We start from the raw sequence: 19,665 nt of genomic DNA on the forward strand, positions 1-19,665 counted from the left end.
GAATTGCCGCTACTCGCCGGCGCCGATGACGGTCCGGAGGGTGGCGAGCTGCTCGGCGGTGAGATCCGCGGGCTGCAGAACCGCGTTCCATCCGTCGACGTACTCGGCGGTGTACTTGTGGCCGTGACCACCCGGAACGCCGGTGGAGAACGGCAGGTCTGCGGTGATCTGCCAGAACGTCACGAACGGTATCCAGACCATCTCCTCGAGCACGTCCCGCCCCGGCGGCTGGGCAATCCAATCCGGCTCGCTCAGGATCAGGTTCGGACTCCACCAGACGATCGGGTCCGAGGGATGCATCAGGTACAGGACGCGGCTGCCGTCCCATGGGCTCCCCGCCGGAGGAATCCCACCCTCGGGGTCGTTGCTGAACCGCACCGTTCGCCCGCCCTTGTAGACGGGCTCGACCTCCGGGCTCCCCGCCTCCCGCCGGTCGCTGAACTCACGGAACAGCGTGTTGAAATTGGGAGGGCCTGCGAACAACGTTCCCGAGGTGCGGTTGCGCAGGTCGTATTCACCGCTGAAGGCGGTCTCGCCGCCGAACGAGCCCAGGCTCTCCCCCGCGACGAACAGCCGGGGACGGGCATCCTGCGGCAGTTTCGACCACACGTCGTAGACCGCGTCGAACAGATCGCGGCCCGCCTCCCTGGCCTTCGATTGATCGACCAGGTAGGAAATCCACGACGGCAGGTACGAGTACTGGATCGCCACGGTCGCCGCGTCGCCACCGGTGAGGTACTCGAAGCTGTCCACCAGGGCCGGATCCACCCAGCCGCTCCCGGTCGTCGTCACCACGAGCAGGTTGGCGCGCTGGAAACCCCCGGCCCGGCCGAGGTCCTCGACCGCCAACGCCGCCCTGGACTCCGAGTCCTCCGACGACGCCAGACCGGCGTAGCTGCGGATCGGCTCCATGGCCGGGTGGTCGACGAACCGGCCGATCTGATCGGTGGACGGGCCTGCGCCGATGAAGCTGCGCCCCTGCCATCCCAGCGAATCCCACGGCACCACAGACCCTGGACCGCCTGAGCGCAGGCTGGTCGCGGGCTGCTGAATACCTTCCGGAGTCATCGTGTCGCGCAACGAGAACGCCCCGTTGGCGACACCGACGAGGCCCCCGAGCAGCACTCCCGAGACCACGGCGTAGACGAGCCCGGCGATCAGGAACCACCCGACAACGCCTGCCGCCCGCCGGCCGATCCACCGGTTGAGCCACCGCGCGCTCCAGCGATACATGCCGCGGATGCCGCGCCCGACCGCAAGGAGGAGACAGAACACCACCGCCGCGACGACGGGCGCGAGAACCACGAGCGGAATGCTGTACTCGGTGACGTCCATCAACGCGCGGATCTGGTGCTGCCAGTACTGCCCTGCCGCGAACGAGACCGCGAACAGCGTCACCGCACACACGAGGAAGACACTCCAGGAGCGACGTCCCGGACGCCGAGCAGGTCGGTCGGCGAACGCGCGCCACACGAACGCCGCGAACACTCCCAGCCCGTACCCGATGGCGGCGGTGATTCCGCAGACCACCCCCTGCAGCACGCCCCCGCGCGGGAGCAGCGACGGCGTGAACGACAGACACGCGAAAACGAGTGCACCCCAGCACCCGGGCAGCGTGACGTACAGCAGCTTCCGGTGCTCGCCGGACTCCGGTTGCCCGCCGTCGTCGACCCCGGCGGCGGACGGACCGCCGGAGGAATCCAGGACCTTCGACACCATGGCCACCTCCGCCTACCGCAACGGCTTCTCCCAGCCGGAGCTCGGAATCCAGGTCCATACCGCCCAGATGACGAATACATCGAGGACGATGATCAGGCCGGCCCACCCCGGGGCGTAGGGAAGCCACAGGAAGTTGACCACGATCGAAAGCGCCGCGATGACGATCGCCAACGTCCGCGCCCAGATCCCGGCCCGAAACAAGGCGACACCCACCAGCGCGATCACCACACCGAGGGCGATGTGGATCCAGCCCCACGCGGTCAGATCGAGCTCGTAGGTGTAATCGACGCCGACGGTGAAGACCTCGTCGGTGCCGAGCGCGGCCATCCCCTGAAGTACCTGGAGCACACCGACGGCGACCAGAAGCGCCGCGGCCCCGATCGAGGTGCCGGCTGCGACCTCCTGCTTGACGCTCGACTTCTCGGACACGACGGTTCACCTCTCCGGACTCGGATGCAGTACGCCACCCTCAGTGTGCGCCCAGTGTCGGGGGCCCGAGGCACTATGGACACCATGGACACGGTGCTCGGCAGGTTCTCCGCCCCCACCCGGGAGTGGTTCGCCGGCGCCTTCCCCGCGCCCACCGCTGCCCAGCTCGGGGCCTGGGACGCCATCGCGGACGGCTCGCACGCGCTGGTCGTCGCGCCGACCGGATCCGGCAAGACCCTCTCCGCGTTCCTGTGGGCGCTCGACCAGCTGGCCGCCCGCCCGCACGACGAGCAGCGTCCGCCTGGCACGACGGTCCTGTACGTCTCGCCGCTCAAGGCGCTCGCCGTGGACGTCGAGCGGAACCTGCGCGCCCCGCTGGTCGGCATCACCCAGACCGCCAAGCGCCTGGGCCTGACGCCGCCGGAGATCACCGTCGGCGTCCGTTCCGGCGACACCAGCCCCGCGGATCGCCGTGCCCTGGTGCGCACACCCCCCGACATCCTGATCACCACGCCCGAGTCGCTGTTCCTGATGCTCACCTCGGCGGCCCGCGAATCGCTCGCCACCGTGCAGACCGTGATCGTCGACGAGGTGCACGCCGTCGCGGCGACCAAACGCGGTGCACACCTGGCACTCTCGCTCGAGCGGCTCGATATGCTGCTCCCCCGTCCGGCGCAACGGATCGGGCTGTCCGCGACGGTCCGCCCGCACGAGGAGGTGGGCCGCTTCCTCACCGGATCCGCGCCCATCCACATCGTCTGCCCGCCCTCCCCGAAGACCTTCGACCTGACCGTGCGGGTACCGGTCGAGGACATGACCGAACTGGGTGTCACGACACCGGACGAGGACTCCGTTTCCCCCGCCCCACAACAGGGTTCGATCTGGCCACACGTGGAGGAGCAGATCGTCGATCTGGTCCTCGAACACCGGTCCTCGATCGTGTTCGCCAATTCCCGGCGGCTCGCGGAGCGGCTCACCGCGAGGCTCAACGAGGTCTATGCCGACCGCCTCGCCACCCCGGTCGAGAAGGTGCACAAACCTGCCTCGCTGATCGGCTCCACCAGCGAGGTGGGGCACGGCGCGGAGGCTTTGCTCGCCCGTGCCCACCACGGTTCGGTGAGCAAGGACCAGCGTGCGCTCATCGAGGACGACCTCAAATCCGGACGGCTGCGCTGCGTGGTGGCCACCAGCAGCCTCGAGCTCGGAATCGACATGGGCGCGGTTGATCTCGTCGTCCAGGTGGAGGCGCCGCCATCGGTGGCGAGCGGGCTGCAGCGGGTCGGCCGAGCCGGGCATCAGGTCGGGGAGATCTCCCGGGGCGTGCTCTTCCCCAAGCACCGCACCGACCTCATCCACTGCGCGGTCACCGTGGAACGGATGACCGCGGGGCGGATCGAGGCGCTCGCGGTCCCGGCGAACCCGCTCGACATCCTGGCCCAGCACACCGTGGCCGCCTGCGCCCTCGACCAGCTCGACGTCCAGTCCTGGTTCGACGCGGTCCGCCGCACCGGGAATTTCGCGAGCCTGCCCCGGTCCGCGTTCGACGCCACCCTCGACCTGCTGGCCGGCCGTTACCCGTCCGACGAGTTCGCCGAGCTGCGCCCGAGACTCGTCTGGGATCGCGACGCCGACGTCCTCACCGGCAGGCCCGGCTCGCAGCGGCTTGCCGTCACCTCCGGCGGAGCGATCCCGGACCGCGGGCTGTTTGCCGTGTACATGGTGGGAGAGAAAGCCTCCCGGGTCGGTGAGCTCGACGAGGAGATGGTCTACGAGTCGCGGGTCGGCGACGTCTTCGCGCTCGGCGCCACCAGCTGGCGGATCGAGGAGATCACCCACGACCGGGTCCTCGTCAGCCCCGCCTACGGCCTGCCCGGCAGGCTCCCGTTCTGGCACGGTGACGGCCTCGGCAGGCCCGCCGAGCTCGGCGCAGCGCTGGGCGAGTTCCTGCGCGAGATGTCCCTCGGCGCGGACACGGTTCTGCGGGCCCGCCTGGCCGACCAGGGCCTCGACACCAACGCCACCCAGAACCTGCTCGCCCTGGTCGAGGAGCAGCGCACCGCCACCGGACAGGTCCCCACCGACCGCACGCTCGTGGTCGAGCGGTTCCGCGACGAGCTCGGCGACTGGCGACTGGTGCTGCACTCGCCCTACGGCCTGCCGGTGCATGCGCCCTGGGCCCTCGCGGTCGGCGCCCGGCTGCAGGAGCGGTACGGGATCGACTCCGCGCCGACCGCATCCGACGACGGCATCATCGTCCGGCTACCGGACACCGAGGACGCCCCGCCCGGCTCGGAGCTGTTCGTCTTCGACCGCGACGAGATCGCGGACATCGTCACCGAGCAGGTCAGCAACTCCGCGCTGTTCGCGTCCCGATTCCGCGAGTGCGCCGCGCGAGCCCTGCTGCTGCCGCGTCGCAATCCGGGCAAGCGCGCGCCACTCTGGCAGCAGCGCCAGCGTTCGGCCCAACTGCTCGACGTGGCGCGCAAGTTCCCGACCTTCCCGATCCTGCTCGAGACCGTCCGCGAGTGCCTGCAGGACGTCTACGACCTGCCCTCCCTCACCGCCCTGTTCGACGGCATCGGCCGCAAGCAGATCAGGCTCGTCGAGGTCGAGACGCCGTCGCCGTCGCCCTTCGCGGGGGCGCTCCTCTTCGACTACGTCGGCGCGTTCATGTACGAGGGCGACAGCCCGCTCGCCGAACGACGGGCCGCGGCCCTTTCCCTCGACTCCACCCTGCTCGCCGAGCTGCTCGGCAGGGTGGAGCTGCGCGAACTGCTCGACGCCGACGTCATCGACCTCACCGAACGCGAACTCCAACGCCTCGTCCCGGACCGCAGGGCGAAGGATCTCGAGGGGGTCGCGGACCTGCTGCGCCTGCTCGGGCCGCTGACCGACGCGGAGATCGCGAGCCGGACGCACGGTGATGCCGCGCTCTGGGTCCGCGAGCTCGAAGCCCAGCGCCGGGCCATGCGGGTCGGCTTCGCGGGCGAGCAGTGGTGGGTGGCGATCGAGGACGCGAGCCGGATGCGCGACGCGCTCGGCGTGCCGCTGCCGATCGGCACCCCCGCCGCGTTCATCGAACCGGTCGACGACCCGCTCGGCGACCTCGTCGCGCGCTACGCCCGCACCCACGGACCGTTCTCGCTCGCCGACGCGGCCGCCCGGTTCGGACTCGGGACCTCCGTGGTCCGGGACGTGTTGCGCCGCCTCGCCGCCGACAAGCGCGTGCTGGAGGGCGAGTTCCGGCCCGCAGCCGCAGGCAGCGAGTGGTGTGACGCGGAGGTGCTGCGGCGGCTCCGCCGCCGCTCCCTCGCCGCCGCCCGCAAGGAGGTCGAGCCGGTCGAGCCGTCCGCGCTCGGCCGCTTCCTGCCCGACTGGCAGCACGTCGGCGGTGGCCTGCGCGGTATCGACGGGGTGGCCGCGGTGATCGAACAGCTTGCGGGCGTACCGATCCCCGCCTCCGCCTGGGAGCCGATGATCCTGCGCTCGCGGGTGCGCGACTACCAGCCGGCGATGCTCGACGAGCTGACCGCCACTGGCGAGGTGCTGTGGTCGGGCGCGGGCGCGATCTCCGGCAGCGACGGCTGGGTGTGCCTGCACCCGGCCGATGCGGCGCCGCTGACGCTGGCCCCGCCCGTCGACACCGAGCTGTCGGAGCAGCAACGCCAGATCCTCGACGCGCTCGCGCCGGGTGGCGCCTACTTCTTCCGGAACCTCTCGGACCTGATCGGCGGGACCGACGACGCCGCCCTCGCGGCGTCGCTGTGGGAGCTGGTGTGGGCGGGCCACCTGAGCAACGACACCTTCGCTCCCCTGCGGGCCCTGTTGTCGGGGCCCTCCCGCTCGACGCCGAGCCATCGGGCGCCGCGCCGGGCACCGCGGGCCCGGCCCTACCGCGCCCTGGCCCGTCCGGCGTTGCCGAGCCGGACCGGGCCGCCCACCGTCGGCGGACGGTGGTCGCTGCTGCCCGAACTCGAACCCGACCCGACCGTCCGGGCACACGCGCGGGCGGACGTGCTGCTGGACCGGTACGGCGTGCTCACGCGGGGATCGGTGGTCAGCGAATCGGTCCCCGGCGGCTTCGCCCTGATGTATAAGGTGCTGCGGGGTTTCGAGGACAGCGGGCGTTGCAGGCGTGGGTACTTCGTCAACACCCTTGGCGCAGCACAGTTCTCGACCTCCGAGGTGGTCGACCGGCTGCGGGCCTACGGCGACCGGGTCGGACCGGCCAACGCACCAGCCGCGGTGACCCTCGCCGCGACGGACCCGGCGAACCCGTTCGGCGCCGCGCTGGCCTGGCCCGCCACCGCGGGCGGGCACCGGCCCGGCCGCAAGGCGGGCGCCCTGGTGGTGCTCATCGACGGGGAGCTCGCGCTGTACGTCGAGCGCGGCGGCAAGACCGTGCTCACCTTCACCGATGATCCCGGCGCCCTGCATGGTGCCGCCGGATCGCTTGCCGCCGTGGTGGACCACGGCGGCGTCGACAAGATCGTCATCGAGAAGGTCGACGGCGAATCCGTGCACACCAGCCCGCTCTCGCCGGTCCTCGTCGAGGCCGGTTTCTCCGCGACCCCGCGCGGCCTCCGCAAGCGGGCCCTCCATGCCCGAGGGTGACACCGTCTGGCAGGTCGCGGGGCAGCTCCGCGCCGCGCTCGTGGGCAGGCCGCTGACCGTCTGCGACATCCGGGTGCCGCGCTTCGCGACCGTCGACCTCACGCCCGGACCGGTCGACGAGGTGGTCAGCAGGGGCAAGCACCTGCTGATCCGGGTGGGCGGGCACACCGTGCACACCCATCTGAAGATGGAGGGCGCCTGGCACGTCTATCCCGCGGGTAGACGCTGGCGACGGCCCGCGTGGCAGGCGAGGATCCTGCTGGGCACCACCGACTTTCTCGCGGTCGGGTTCCAACTCGGCATCGTCGAGGTCCTCGCCAGGGACGAGGAGGAGCGCGCGGTCGGTCATCTCGGGCCGGACCTGCTCGGCCCCGACTGGGATCCCGGCCGCGCCGCGACGAATCTCGTCGCCGACCCCGGCCGCCCGATCGGCCTGGCCCTGCTGGACCAGCGCGTGATGGCGGGAGTCGGCAACGTCTACCGCAACGAGCTGTGTTTCCTGCGCGGGGTGCACCCGGCGACCCCGGTTGCCGCCGCGGGCGAGCCCCACGCATGGACCGAACTCGCGCACCGGCTACTGGTGGCGAACCGGGACCGCGTCGTGCGCATCACCACCGGAGACCGCCGCCGCGGCCGCACCACCTGGGTGTACGGCCGTTCCGGCAGGCCCTGCCTGCGCTGCGGCGCGCTCGTCAGGGGCGGGGTCCTCGGCGACGGAACCCACGAAGGCGAACGGCAGATCTTCTGGTGTCCGCGCTGCCAGCCGTCCGTCTGAGCTCGTGCCTCGTGCCCGAAGTCAATTGATGGTTGTCGGGGATCCACGTGGATGCATCGCCAGGCGGAGGAGTCCCAGGTAGCGGGGTTCTACCTGGGACTTCGACAACGCAGCGAGGCGCCGCGTGGGCCCCGGCAACCGCGAGAAGACTTCGGGCGCGAGGCACTAGGGCCGGCTCGCCCGGTCCAGCAGGCCGAGGCAGTGCCGGATCAGCGTCTCGCGGGGCACGGTGACCGTGCCGTCGAGGTAACCGATGAACAGACTCGTCAGTGCACCGACGAGACCGAGCGCGCGCAGGGCACGTTCGTCGGGATCGGCGACGCCTTGCAGTTGATCCTGTACCAGCACAACGAAACTCGGGGCGAGCTCCAGGCCGCGCCCGCCCAGCGCGGGTTCCCGCAGCGGCGCCAGCAGCAGGACCCGGCCGGCTTCGGGGTGGTCGAGGACGAGGGCCACGAACGCGCGGACCGCGAGTTCCGCGATCTCCGTCGGCGTCTCGGCACCCACGACCGCGGACACCAGCGCGTCGCGGGCCCGCTCACCGACCTCCGCGTACACCCCGCGGATATAGGCGTCGCGGTCGTCGAAGCTCTCGTAGAAGTACCGCTCGGTGACCCCGGCCGCGCGGCACGCCGCGCGCACGCTCACCGCGGGCCCACCCGCCGCACCGAGCAGATCCACCCCGACCTCGAGCAGGCGCGTCCGTCGCTGCAGACGGCGCTGATCGAGGCCGGGGCGGTCGGTGGTGCTCATCGGACCCAGTGTATTCGGGCCCGGTCGATCACATGTGGGTGCCGCCGTCGATGCGAATCTCGGTGCCGGTGACGAACTTTCCGTCGTCGGAGGCGAGCATCGCGATCACACCGGCGACGTCCTCCGGCGGCGCGAAGCCCTCGCCGATCCACGGGTAGAGCTTGCCGATCAGGGTCGGGTCCAGATCGTGTTCCGGGAAGCCCGGGTTGCTGGTCATGCCGGAGGCGATGCTGCCGGGCTCGACCGCGACCGCGCGCAGACCGGCCTTGGCGTACTCGAGGGCGATGGCGTGGGTGAAGGATCGGATGCCGCCCTTGGTGGCCGCGTACGCCGCCATGTACGGGTGCGCGAACGACGCCGAGGTGGAGCTGAAGTTCACCACGACACCCTGACCGTTCTCGACCAGCGCGGGCAGGGCCTCGCGGGTGACCAGGAAGGTGCCGGTGAGGTTGACGCCGATCACCTTGTTCCAGAAGTCGAGGCTGGTCTCGTGCGTGTGCGAGGCGCGCAGGATGCCCGCGGCGTTGATCAGCACCTGCAGCCCGCCGAGGTCCTTGATCGCGCCGCCGATGGCCTCCTGTACCGACGCCTCGTTCGAGATGTCGACGACGACGGTGGTCAGGCGGTCCGCGGCCCCTGCCTCCTCGGCGCGGGCGCGCGTGACCGCGAGGCCCTCCTCGGACACATCGGCGGCGACGACCACGCCGCCCTCCGCGAGAATCCGGGCGACCGTCGCCTGACCGATGCCGGATCCGGCCCCGGTGATGAGCGTCTTGCGGCCCTCGAAGCGGTTCATGAACTGATCTCCTTCTACTGGGTGATGGTGTGTTCCCGGTCTCAGCTGCACGTTACGCCGAGATGGCACAACGTGCCATGATGGTGTCCATGGCGGACCCCGGCGCACAAGCCCCCCTCCCTCTCACCGAGCGACGGCGACTCCAGACCCAGCTCGAGATCGCGCACTGCGCGGCCGAGCTGTTCGCCGCTCGGGGCGCATCGGCGGTCACCGCCGAGGACATCGCGACCGCCGCCGGGATCAGCCTGCGGACCTTCTACCGGTACTTCCGGACCAAGGAGGAGGCGGTCACCCCGATGCTCGCGGGCGGTGTCCGGGATTGGATCCACGACCTGGCCCGTGGCCCAAGGGACCTCCCCGCGGCCGAGGCACTCGAGCGGTCCGCGCGCCGCGCCCTCTCCCGCACCGACCGGGCAGGCGTCGATTCGTTGCGGCTGACGCACGAACTCTTCCGGGCGATTCCCGGCGACCCCGGACTCGAGTCCGTCTGGTTCCGGATCGTCCACGACACGGAGGAGTCGCTCGTCGAGGTCCTGCGTGACCTGATGGGCCCAGAGGCCGACCCGCTGGACGTGCGGCTGATGGCGGTGGCAGGCAACACCGCGATGCGCATCGCCATCCAGACCTGGGCGGATTCGGATGTGGCGGCCGGTAACGACGGCACTCCCGCCGAGATCGTCGCGCGATGCATCCGGACGCTCACCGCCGGTCTGCGTACCCCTCAGGGATGACACGACTCTCAGCGAGTTCACACCTGGCGCTGATGTGCGTCAAGGGTTCGCTCGCGATCCTTGAGGCATGATCACATTCCCGCTCGTCTTCATCGTCCTGGCCGCCATGGCCCTGTCCGACCTCGCCGCTCGTTCGGTTCCCTCGACCGTGGTCCGCACGCGTTGACCCGACCGGACGTGGAAAGCTCTACGTCCATGGAGCGAACACCCCTGGACGTCGAGGACTCGGCGAGTCGGATCAGCGCGTACGTCTACGGCAACGTCCTGGTGCTCACCGCCCTCATCCCGTTGCACGACGCCAGCACCTCGCACGCCGCCATGGTGGTCATCGGCACCGTGCTGTCGACCTTCATCGCGCATGCCTTCGCCGAGTCGGTCGGCAGGAGCGCCCGAATCGGGCGCCCGCTGACCCGATCCGAGCACTTCGAGGAGCTCCGCGACTCGGTGCCGGTGCTGACCTCCGGACTCGTCCCGGCAGCAGTGGTCGGGCTCGACGCCCTCGGCGTGCTCGAGGGACAGACCGCGCTGTTGCTCGCCGAACTCTGGGTGGTCAGCCGCATCGCCGGCCTCGGCATCGTCATGACCCGCCTGCGCGGCGAGAAGCTCAGCAGGCACACCCTGGTGGCCTGCAGCCTGCTGGCCTTCGTCGCGATCGCCGTGGTCGCGGTGAAGCTCGTGCTGACGCACTGACCCCCGGCGCAACCGATCAGCGCGAGATCGGCACCGGCTCCAGGATCTCCGCCCTTGCCTCGGGCGCGGCGGCCCGCAGCGCGTCCGCCGCGGAGTCGTCGGGCTCCGCCTGCGAATGGACCTCCGCCTCGACCCGCGCCCGGTAGGTCTCCACCTCCCGGTCCACGGTGGCCGCGTCCCAGCCCAGGACCGGCGCCACCAGCTGCGCGACCTGCTCGGCGCAGTTCACCCCGCGGTGCGCGTACTCGATCGAGATCCGGGTGCGCCGCGCGAGGATGTCCTCGAGGTGCAGCGCGCCCTCGGCTGCGGCCGCGTACACCGCCTCGACCTGGAGGTAGTCGGGCGCATCGGTGATCGGCTGCAGCAGTTCCGGTGTCTCCGTAGCGAGCCCGAGCACCTCGTGGATCAGCGAACCGTACCGGTCGAGCAGGTGCTTGACCCGGTACGGGTGCAGCCCGTACTGCTCGCCGACCGCTGTCGTCTGGTTCACCAACGCGAAGTATCCGTCCGCCCCGACCAGCGGCACCTTCTCGGTGATCGAGGGCGCGACGCGGGCCGGAATGTCCTCGGAGGCCATGTCGACGGCGTCCTCCGCCATCACCCGGTAGGTGGTGTACTTGCCACCGGCGATCGCCACCAGTCCCGGCGCGACCCGCGCCACGGCGTGCTCACGCGAGAGCTTGGACGTCTCGTCGCTCTCCCCCGCGAGCAACGGCCGCAGTCCGGCGTACACACCGTCGATGTCGTCGTGGGTCAGCGGGGTGACCAGCACCTTGTTCACGTGGCCCAGGATGTAGTCGATGTCCGCCTTGGTGGCGGCCGGATGGGCGAGGTCCAGATTCCAGTCGGTGTCGGTGGTTCCGATGATCCAGTGGTTTCCCCACGGGATCACGAACAGCACCGACTTCTCCGTGCGCAGGATGATCGCCGCCTCGCTGACCACCCGGTCGCGGGGCACCACGATGTGCACGCCCTTGCTCGCACGCACGCGGAACCGCCCGCGCTGGTTGGAGAGCGCCTGGATCTCGTCGGTCCACACACCGGTGGCGTTGATCACGACGTGACCGCGGACCTCCGTGGTGCTGCCGTCCTCCGAATCCCGCACCCGCACACCGGAAACCCGGTCGGCCTCGCGCAGGAATCCGACCACCTGCGTCGAGGTGCGGACCACCGCGCCGTAGTGCGCGGCGGTGCGGGCCACGGTCATGGTGTGGCGGGCATCGTCGACGACGGTGTCGTAGTAGCGGATCCCACCGACCATCGAGTTCCGCTTGAGGCCGGGTGCCAGGCGGAGCGCGCCCGAGCGGGTGAGGTGCTTCTGCGCAGGCACCGACTTGGCGCCGCCCATCGTGTCGTAGAGGAAGATCCCGGCCGCCATGTACGGGCGCTCCCACACCCGGTGGGTGATCGGGAACAGGAACTGCAACGGCTTGACGAGGTGCGGGGCCAGCGTCGACAGCGAGAGCTCGCGCTCGCGCAAAGCCTCACGCACCAGTCCGAATTCGAGCTGCTCGAGGTAGCGCAGGCCGCCGTGGAACATCTTCGACGACCGCGACGAGGTACCGGAGGCGTAGTCGCGCGCCTCGACAAGGGCGACGCGCAGCCCCCGGGTGGCGGCATCGAGCGCAATGCCGGAGCCAACGACTCCGCCACCGACGACGACGATGTCGAATTGCTCGGATCCCAGCTGGTCCCACGCATCCTTGCGCTGTTGCGGGCCCAGAAACTGTGCTCCCGATTGCTTGCTCAACGCATGCTCCTGTGAGTTGTCGACGAATCAGCACCAAGGCTAGGCCATGTCGACCGGTCTTCGCTGCCTCGAACGGGTGGTATGCAGCACCGGGACGACGCCAGGGAAGGGCGCCGTCTCACGATCGACGTGAATTGTGAGGCGCGCTTTAGTAGCTTTTAGCCGTGTATGTCGCCGCGATCGACCAGGGCACCACCTCGAGCCGATGCATGATCTTCGATCATGACGGGCTGGTGGTCGCCTCCGCTCAGAAGGAACACGAGCAGATCTTCCCTCGTGCGGGGTGGGTCGAGCACGATCCGGAGGAGATCTGGCGGGCCACCCGCGAGGTCGTCGCGGCCGCCCTGGCCAAGAAGGATCTGACCCGGCACGACATCGCCGCGGTTGGTATCACTAACCAGCGCGAGACCACCGTCGTCTGGGACCGCCGCACCGGCAAGCCGGTGTACAACGCGATCGTCTGGCAGGACACCCGCACCGACGAACTCTGCACCGAACTCGCGGGCGATGAGGGGCCAGGACGCTACCGCGAGCGCACCGGGCTGCCCCTGTCCACCTACTTCTCCGGCCCCAAGATCCGCTGGATCCTCGACAACGTCGAGGGGGCCCGCGAGCGAGCCGAGGCGGGTGACCTCTGCTTCGGCACGATGGACACCTGGATCCTGTGGCACCTCACCGGCGGCGCGGACGGCGGACTGCACGTCACGGACCCGACCAACGCGTCCAGGACCATGCTGATGGACCTGCGAACACTCGAATGGGACGAACAGATCTGCGCCGAGTTCCGGATCCCGACCTCGATGCTGCCGCAGATCCGCAGCTCCTCCGAGGTGTACGCGCAGGTTCGCGAGCGGGGCACCCTGGCCGGGGTGCCGATCGCGGGCATCCTCGGCGACCAGCAGGCCGCCACCTTCGGGCAGGCCTGCCTGAGCGTCGGTGAGGCCAAGAACACGTACGGCACCGGCAACTTCCTGCTGCTCAACACCGGCACCACCCCGATGCCGAGCAGCAACGGGCTCCTCACCACCGTCTGCTACCGGATCGGCGAGGCGCCCGCCGTGTACGCGCTCGAGGGTTCGGTGGCGGTCACCGGATCGCTCATCCAGTGGCTGCGCGACAACCTCGGGATCATCAACTCCGCCAAGGAGATCGAGGGACTCGCCGCCAGCGTGGAGGACAACGGCGGGGCGTACTTCGTGCCCGCGTTCTCCGGTCTGTTCGCGCCGCGGTGGCGCCCCGACGCGCGCGGGGCGATCGTGGGGCTGACCAGGTTCGTCAACAAGGGGCACCTCGCACGGGCCGCGCTGGAGGCCACCGCCTTTCAGACCCGCGAGGTCCTCGAGGCGTGCCTCGCCGACTCCGGTGTCGAGCTGACCGCACTGAAGGTGGACGGCGGCATGGTGCTCAACGAGATCCTGATGCAGTTCCAATCGGACATCCTCGACGTCCCGGTGATCCGGCCGGTGGTCAACGAGACCACCGCGCTCGGCGCCGCCTACGCCGCCGGGCTCGCGGTCGGGTTCTGGGCGGGCGAGGACGACATCCGCAACAACTGGGCCGTCGGGCGCACCTGGAAGCCGACCATGGCCGCGACCGAGCGCGATCGGCTGTACCGGGAGTGGAACAAGGCCGTCGAGCGGACCTACGACTGGGTCGACTAGGCCCGCCGGTCGCTCAGCGGCCTCCGTGCGCCGCCGCCAGCCTGCCGACCGCCTCACCCAGGGTCGATTCGTCGTTGGTGGTGAAGCACAACCGCGCGGTGCCCCGATGGTCACCGCCGACGGCAAAGGCCGATCCGGGCACGAAGGCGACGCCGTGGTCGAGTGCGGCCGCCAGGAGCAGCTCCGTGTCGGTGCCGTCGCGGAACTCGAGCCAGCAGAACATGCCGCCGCCGATCTCCGTCACGGACACGGCGTCACCGAACGCGCCGGTCACGGCGGAGGCGAGCGCCCCGGCGCGGGCGCCGTAGACGGCGCGGATCCGCTCCAGGTGCCCGGTCAGCCACGGTCCGTCTGCCAGCATGGTCGCGGCGATCTGCTGGGTCAGCGCCCCGCCGCACAGGTCCGCGCCCTGCTTGACCAACTCGACGGCCTCGCTGACCGCGCGCGGGCCACGCAGCCACCCGACCCGCAGCGCGGGCGCCAGGATCTTCGACGCGCTCGAGAGCCGGATGACCCGGTCCGAGTGGTCCGCCACCGGTGCGGGCGGCGCGGCGTCGAACCAGATCTCGCCGTACGGGTCGTCCTCGATCACCCAGAATCCGTACGCCTCGGCGAGCGCGGCGAGGTGCCGCCTGCGCGCGACGGACATCGTGGCGCTGCCGGGGTTGTGGAAGTTGCTCACCGTGTGCACCAGCACGGGCCGTTCCCCCGCGGCGAGGAGCTCCTCCAGGTGGTCGGTGCGCATTCCGTCCGCGTCGAGCGGCACCGTGAGGATCCTCGCCTCGGCGAGGCGGAACACCTGGAGGGCCCCGGTGTGGGCGGGTTCCTCGACGACGACCGTGGCGCCGGGGTCGAGGAGCACCTGGGCGAGCAGGCTCAGCGCCTGCTGCGACCCGTGGGTCACCACCACCTCACGCGGGTCAACCGGGCGCGATCCGGCCGCGGACTCCCGCGCTGCGATCACCTCGCGCAGGCCGAACCAGCCCGCGGTCTCGGTGTACTGGACCGCGTCCGGTCGCGCGAGCACCGCCTCGCTCGCCTCGCGGATCCGCTCCCGCGGAATGAGCTCGGGGTCGGGCAGCCCGCCTGCCAGGCTGACGATCTCGGGGCGGGCGGTGATGGTGAGCAGATCCCGGATCGCCGAGCTGCGGAGCCCGTTCATGCGGCGCGCGAACGCGGGGTGCGGGGACGGGGACATGAGACCTCCCGGGGCAGACGGGGAAAGGACGAGGCAGAAACACCTGGTCGTCCCGGGTCTGCGGGGCGGGAGGCGCCGAAGCGGGGGCCGATGGTCGCGGCCGGCACCATCGACTATCACACAGGCGGGCCCACGATATGAACCCTGCGTTTCATATCGTGGGACCCACGAGGTCAGTCGAGGTCGTCGTGGCGCATCAACTGGCGGGCGGCCTCGGTGATCGATCCGGTCAGCGACGGGTACACCGAGAAGGTCTGCGCCAGATCGTTCACCGACAGGTTGTTCTGCACCGCGATGGCGATCGGGAGGATCAACTCCGATGCGGTCGGGGCCACCACGACCCCGCCGATCACCACGCCGGTGGCCGGGCGGCAGAAGATCTTCACGAAGCCGCGCCGCAGTCCCGACATCTTGGCCCGCGGGTTGGTGTTCAGCGGGAGCATCACGGTGCGCGCAGGCACCTCGCCGTCGTCGATCGAGGCCTGGCTGACGCCGACGGTGGCGATCTCGGGGCGGGTGAACACCGCCGAGGCGACGGTCTTGAGCTTGATGGGGCTGACCCCCTCGCCCAGGGCGTGGTACATCGCGATCCGGCCCTGCATCGCCGCGACGGAGGCCAGCGGCAGCAGGCCGGTGCAGTCGCCTGCCGCGTAGATCCCCGACACCGACGTCCGCGAGACACGGTCCACCCGCAGGTAGCCGCCCGGGTCGAGCTCGATGCCCACCCGCTCGAGCCCGAGATCGTTGGTGTTGGGGATCGAACCGACCGTCATCAGTGCGTGGCTGCCGGTGACCACCCGACCGTCGGCCAGCGTCACCGCGATGCCGTCCGCGGTGCGCTCGACGGAATCGGCGCGGGCGTGCTTGACCAGGGTCACACCGCGCTCGGACAGCGCTTCCTCGAGGACGAGGGCCGCGTCCGCGTCCTCATGCGGCAGCACCCGGTCGCGACTGGAGACCATCGTCACCTTGACGCCCATCTCGGTGTACGCGGAGACGAACTCGGCGCCGGTGACGCCCGAACCGACCACCACCAGGTGCTCGGGCAGCGAATCGAGGTCGTAGAGCTGCCGCCAGTTCAGGATGCGCTCGCCGTCCGGCTTGGCGGTCGGCAGGATGCGGGGGCTCGCGCCGGTGGCGATCAGCACGACGTCGGCGTCGAGCACCTGCTCGCCGCCGCCGTGCAGCGTCGCCTTGACCTGGTGCGCCGCCATCCCGAGCTCCTGGTCGATCAGCTCCCCGTGCCCGGCGAGCAGCTCGACGCCGACGGTCTGGAGCCGATCCCTGATGTCCGAGGACTGGGCCTGCGCGAGGCTCTTGACCCGGGAGTGGATCTGCGGCAGCGAGATGGTGGCCTGGGACGGCTCGAGGCTGATGCCCAGGTCGGTGGCCCGGCGCATGTCCGTGCGCACCCCGGTCGAGGCGATGAACGTCTTGGACGGCACGCAGTCCCACAGCACGCAGGCACCGCCGACCCCGTCGCAATCGATCAGCGAAACCGACGCACCGTGCTGGGCGGCGACGAGCGCCGCCTCATACCCGGCCGGTCCGCCGCCAATGATCACGATCCGGGTCATTCATCCTCCAGTTGTTCGGGAGCTGTTACGCAAGGTGTCGGTGCGTTCCACGCTATTGCACCGGCCCCTTCCGACGCACGTCGGCACCGGTTCCCTGCGGCGAACGGGTTTCGTTTTGCTGTGTGCGGTTCTGCAGTCACCCCGACGGGGTTTAGGCTTTCGCCGTGCCGATCTACGCCGCTTACGGATCCAACATGCATCCGGAGCAGATGCTCAAGCGCTGCCCGCACTCGCCGATGGCGGGAACGGGCTGGCTGCACGGTTGGCGATTGACCTTCAGCGGCGGCGACATCGGCTGGGAAGGCGCACTGGCCACCGTCGTCGAGGACCCCGACTCCAGCGTCTTCGTGGTGCTCTACGACGTGCCCGACGAGGACGAGGTGAGCCTCGACCGGTGGGAGGGCTCCGAGCTCGGCATCCACCGCAAGATCCGGATCCGCGTCGACACCGACGGCGAACCGGTGCTGGCCTGGCTCTACGTCCTCGACGCCTACGAGGGCGGGCTGCCCTCCGCGCGCTACCTCGGTGTGATGGCCGAGGCCGCCGAGATCGCGGGAGCGCCCGCCGAGTACGTCCGCGATCTGCGAACCCGCAACAGCCGCAACGTGGGCCCCGGGACCCCCGGCTACACCACCTAGAGAACGCCCGCCGCGGCCAGCGGCAGGTTGGCCAGCACCCGGACGCCGACCCCGAGCGCCCGCTCGTCCAGGTCGAAGGTCGGCTGATGGATGTCGAGCTGCGGCCCGACTCCCGACCACACCCCCAGCCGGGCCATGGCGCCGGGAACCTCCTCGAGATACCAGGAGAAGTCCTCGCCGCCGCCCGACTGCGGGGTGTCCGATTTCGCGTCCGGTCCGATCGCGGCGATCGCGCTCTCGAAGATCCGGGTGGAGTCCTCGTCGTTCACCACCGGCGGCACGCCGCGCCGGTAGTTGAGCTGATAGCGCACCCCCGTCGGCGCGAGCAGACCGTCCACGATCTCGTGGACCATCGGTTCGAGCAGCGCCCAGGTGTCGTGGTCGCCGGTCCGGACGGTCCCGATCAGCCTGCCCGACTGGGGAATCGCATTCGGTGCCTGCCCCGCGGTGACCGCGCCCCACACCATCACGGTGCTCGTGCGCGGATCGATCCGCCTGCTCAGCATTCCCGGCAGCCCGGTGATGACCGTGCCGAGGGCATACACCAGGTCGGTGGTCAGGTGCGGTCGGGAGGTGTGCCCACCCGGGGAATCGAGGATGAGTTCGACGGTGTCCGCCGCGGAGGTGATCGCACCGAGCCGGACGCCGACGCGGCCCGCTTCCAGCCGTGGGTCACAGTGCAGCGCAAAGATTCTCGACACGCCCTTGAGAGCTCCGGCGGCCACCGCATCCAGCGCGCCGCCGGGCATCACCTCCTCGGCGGGCTGGAAGATCAGCCGCACCCCGACCGGCAGGTCCGGTGCCTGGGCGAGCGCCAGGCCCGCGCCGAGCAGGATGGTGGTGTGTGCGTCGTGGCCACACGCGTGGGAGACCCCGGTGACCGTCGACGCGTAGGGCGCTCCGGTGGCCTCCTGGAGCGGCAGCGCGTCCATGTCGGCCCGAAGCGCGACCCGCGGGCCGTCCGGGCCGATGTCACAGGTCAAACCGGTTCCGCCGGGAAGGATCTCGGGTGCCAGGCCGGCCGCGATCAGGCGGGTCGCGACGAACTCGGTGGTGGCGTACTCGTGCCGGGCCAGCTCCGGGTGCGCGTGGATGTGGCGCCGCCACGACGAGAGGTCTGCGGTGTGGTCGGCGACCCAGCGGTCGATCCACTCGGTCATCGACTGCCCACCCCCCGCCGCTGTGCGCCGTCGAGCAGGCGCGCTCGCTGTTCGGGATCGGTCGCCGCACGGATCGCGGTGCCCGCCAGCGCCACCGCGCCGTCGAGGACCGCGCGGTCAGCTGACTCGGTCACGCACGCCGCGGCGAACGCCGGTTGATGGGTGGCCGCACCGCCCGACTCGATCCCGATCACGGGGTGGATCCCCGGCAACACGTGCGTGACGTTGCCCATATCTGTGCTGCCCAAGGGACGCGATCCTTCCAATGCCGGGGCCAACGGACTGCGCCCCATCTCCACTATCAGTTCACGATAGGACCGGACCAGCCACGGATCGGGCCGCAGTTCGGTGTAGTTCGGTGAGACGGTACGAATCTCGTGCGTACACCCGGCCGCCAGCGCGCCCGCCTCGAAACAGGCCAGCGCCCGTTCCGTCAGTTCGGTGAGCGAATCCGCGGTCTGCGCCCTCAGGTAGTAGTGCATCTCGGTCCTGGCGGGCACGATATTCGGCGCGATCCCGCCGTCGCTGACGATCCCGTGCATCTGCTGGCCCGCGGACAGGTGCTGACGGAGCAGTCCGAGACCCACCTGCGCGATGGTGGCCGCATCGGCCGCATTGCGTCCGAGCTGCGGCGATGCCGAGGCGTGCGCCTCGCGGCCGCTGAAGACGACGGCCAGATCGGCCATCGCGAGCGAGGTGGCACCCGCGATGTCCTCGGGGCCCGGGTGGACCATCATCGCCGCACCGAGGTCGTCGAAGACACCGCGCTCGAGCATCAGCACCTTGCCGCCGCCGCTCTCCTCGGCGGGGGTGCCGATCACCCGGACGGTGATACCGAGGCGATCCGCGAGCGGCGCGAGCGCGAGGCCCGCGCCGACCGCGGATGCCGCGATGATGTTGTGCCCGCAGGCGTGTCCGATCTCCGGCAGCGCGTCGTACTCCGCGAGGATCCCGATGACCAGGTCGCCGCTGCCAAAACTGGCGGTGAACGCCGTCGGCAGTTCGGCCACCGGCGACTCGACGTCAAAACCCCGCTGCGAGAGCAGTTCCGCGACCTTTGCGGCGCTGCGATGCTCCTCGAAAGCGAGCTCCGGCTCCGCGTGGATCGAATGCGACAGCGCGACGAGGTCGGACGCCGCTGTCGCGACCGTACCGACCACTTCCGAATTCACGG

At 70.5% G+C, this 19,665-nt stretch carries 15 protein-coding genes; 6 read left to right on the plus strand and 9 right to left on the minus strand.

The genetic code is table 11. The features are described 5' to 3' along the window. Positions 1 to 9 precede the first annotated feature (9 nt). Both FCG67_RS02645 and FCG67_RS02650 read right to left on the minus strand, forming a co-directional pair. Positions 10 to 1,719, minus strand: coding sequence for an alpha/beta hydrolase (locus FCG67_RS02645; RefSeq protein WP_136906832.1), 1,710 nt, complete (start codon positions 1,717 to 1,719; stop codon positions 10 to 12). A gap of 12 nt (positions 1,720 to 1,731) precedes the next feature. Beyond that, positions 1,732 to 2,148 carry a DUF7144 family membrane protein gene (locus FCG67_RS02650; protein WP_136906834.1) on the minus strand — a complete coding sequence of 139 codons (417 nt, stop codon included), beginning with the start codon at positions 2,146 to 2,148 and terminating at the stop codon, positions 1,732 to 1,734. A gap of 84 nt (positions 2,149 to 2,232) precedes the next feature. Here FCG67_RS02650 and FCG67_RS02655 point away from each other — a divergent pair, with 84 nt between their 5' ends. Next, positions 2,233 to 6,762 (plus strand): ATP-dependent helicase, encoded by a 4,530-nt coding sequence (locus FCG67_RS02655; RefSeq protein ID WP_211243085.1) that lies wholly within the window; start codon positions 2,233 to 2,235, stop codon positions 6,760 to 6,762. Then, entirely contained in the window at positions 6,749 to 7,537 is a 789-nt protein-coding gene (locus FCG67_RS02660; protein ID WP_136906838.1) for a DNA-formamidopyrimidine glycosylase family protein, read from the plus strand. Before FCG67_RS02655 ends, FCG67_RS02660 begins: the two co-directional genes overlap by 14 nt. A gap of 165 nt (positions 7,538 to 7,702) precedes the next feature. Here FCG67_RS02660 and FCG67_RS02665 read toward each other — a convergent pair whose 3' ends face one another. Both FCG67_RS02665 and FCG67_RS02670 read right to left on the minus strand, forming a co-directional pair. Next, positions 7,703 to 8,290, minus strand: a complete 588-nt coding sequence (locus tag FCG67_RS02665; protein ID WP_136906840.1) for a TetR/AcrR family transcriptional regulator — start codon at positions 8,288 to 8,290, stop codon at positions 7,703 to 7,705. A 28-nt stretch (positions 8,291 to 8,318) separates the two neighbouring features. Next, positions 8,319 to 9,086, minus strand: coding sequence for an SDR family NAD(P)-dependent oxidoreductase (locus FCG67_RS02670; RefSeq protein ID WP_077040969.1), 768 nt, complete (start codon positions 9,084 to 9,086; stop codon positions 8,319 to 8,321). Positions 9,087 to 9,148: 62 nt separating this feature from the next. Here FCG67_RS02670 and FCG67_RS02675 point away from each other — a divergent pair, with 62 nt between their 5' ends. Both FCG67_RS02675 and FCG67_RS02680 read left to right on the plus strand, forming a co-directional pair. After that, entirely contained in the window at positions 9,149 to 9,817 is a 669-nt protein-coding gene (locus FCG67_RS02675; protein WP_246044754.1) for a TetR family transcriptional regulator, read from the plus strand. Between the two features lie 195 nt (positions 9,818 to 10,012). Continuing rightward, positions 10,013 to 10,507 (plus strand): hypothetical protein, encoded by a 495-nt coding sequence (locus tag FCG67_RS02680; protein WP_136906841.1) that lies wholly within the window; start codon positions 10,013 to 10,015, stop codon positions 10,505 to 10,507. 16 nt (positions 10,508 to 10,523) lie between these two features. Here FCG67_RS02680 and glpD read toward each other — a convergent pair whose 3' ends face one another. Beyond that, the gene (gene glpD / locus FCG67_RS02685) at positions 10,524 to 12,257 is read right to left on the minus strand and encodes a glycerol-3-phosphate dehydrogenase (RefSeq protein WP_136906843.1); all 1,734 of its coding nucleotides are present in this window, start codon (positions 12,255 to 12,257) and stop codon (positions 10,524 to 10,526) included. Positions 12,258 to 12,421: 164 nt separating this feature from the next. On the opposite strand from glpD, the gene glpK reads away from it, so the two are divergent. Then, the gene (gene glpK / locus FCG67_RS02690; protein WP_281282313.1) at positions 12,422 to 13,918 is read left to right on the plus strand and encodes a glycerol kinase GlpK; all 1,497 of its coding nucleotides are present in this window, start codon (positions 12,422 to 12,424) and stop codon (positions 13,916 to 13,918) included. A 13-nt stretch (positions 13,919 to 13,931) separates the two neighbouring features. Here the strand turns inward: glpK and FCG67_RS02695 are convergent, their stop codons facing one another. Then, positions 13,932 to 15,116, minus strand: coding sequence for an aminotransferase-like domain-containing protein (locus FCG67_RS02695; protein WP_246044755.1), 1,185 nt, complete (start codon positions 15,114 to 15,116; stop codon positions 13,932 to 13,934). Between the two features lie 173 nt (positions 15,117 to 15,289). Beyond that, positions 15,290 to 16,693 carry an NAD(P)H-quinone dehydrogenase gene (locus FCG67_RS02700; protein WP_136906845.1) on the minus strand — a complete coding sequence of 468 codons (1,404 nt, stop codon included), beginning with the start codon at positions 16,691 to 16,693 and terminating at the stop codon, positions 15,290 to 15,292. Positions 16,694 to 16,857: 164 nt separating this feature from the next. Here FCG67_RS02700 and FCG67_RS02705 point away from each other — a divergent pair, with 164 nt between their 5' ends. After that, on the plus strand, positions 16,858 to 17,331 hold the full coding sequence (locus tag FCG67_RS02705) for a gamma-glutamylcyclotransferase family protein (RefSeq protein WP_136906847.1): 474 nt from the start codon (positions 16,858 to 16,860) through the stop codon (positions 17,329 to 17,331). Here FCG67_RS02705 and FCG67_RS02710 read toward each other — a convergent pair. Beyond that, positions 17,328 to 18,491 carry a M20 family metallopeptidase gene (locus tag FCG67_RS02710; RefSeq protein WP_077040964.1) on the minus strand — a complete coding sequence of 388 codons (1,164 nt, stop codon included), beginning with the start codon at positions 18,489 to 18,491 and terminating at the stop codon, positions 17,328 to 17,330. The genes FCG67_RS02705 and FCG67_RS02710 overlap by 4 nt on opposite strands. Beyond that, positions 18,488 to 19,663: a M20 family metallopeptidase gene (locus tag FCG67_RS02715; RefSeq protein WP_136906849.1), complete on the minus strand. Its 1,176-nt coding sequence runs from the start codon at positions 19,661 to 19,663 to the stop codon at positions 18,488 to 18,490. Before FCG67_RS02715 ends, FCG67_RS02710 begins: the two co-directional genes overlap by 4 nt. Between the last annotated feature and the right edge of the window lie 2 nt (positions 19,664 to 19,665).

Origin of the sequence: Rhodococcus oryzae (assembly GCF_005049235.1) — a bacterium.
GTDB lineage: Bacteria > Actinomycetota > Actinomycetes > Mycobacteriales > Mycobacteriaceae > Rhodococcus_G > Rhodococcus_G oryzae.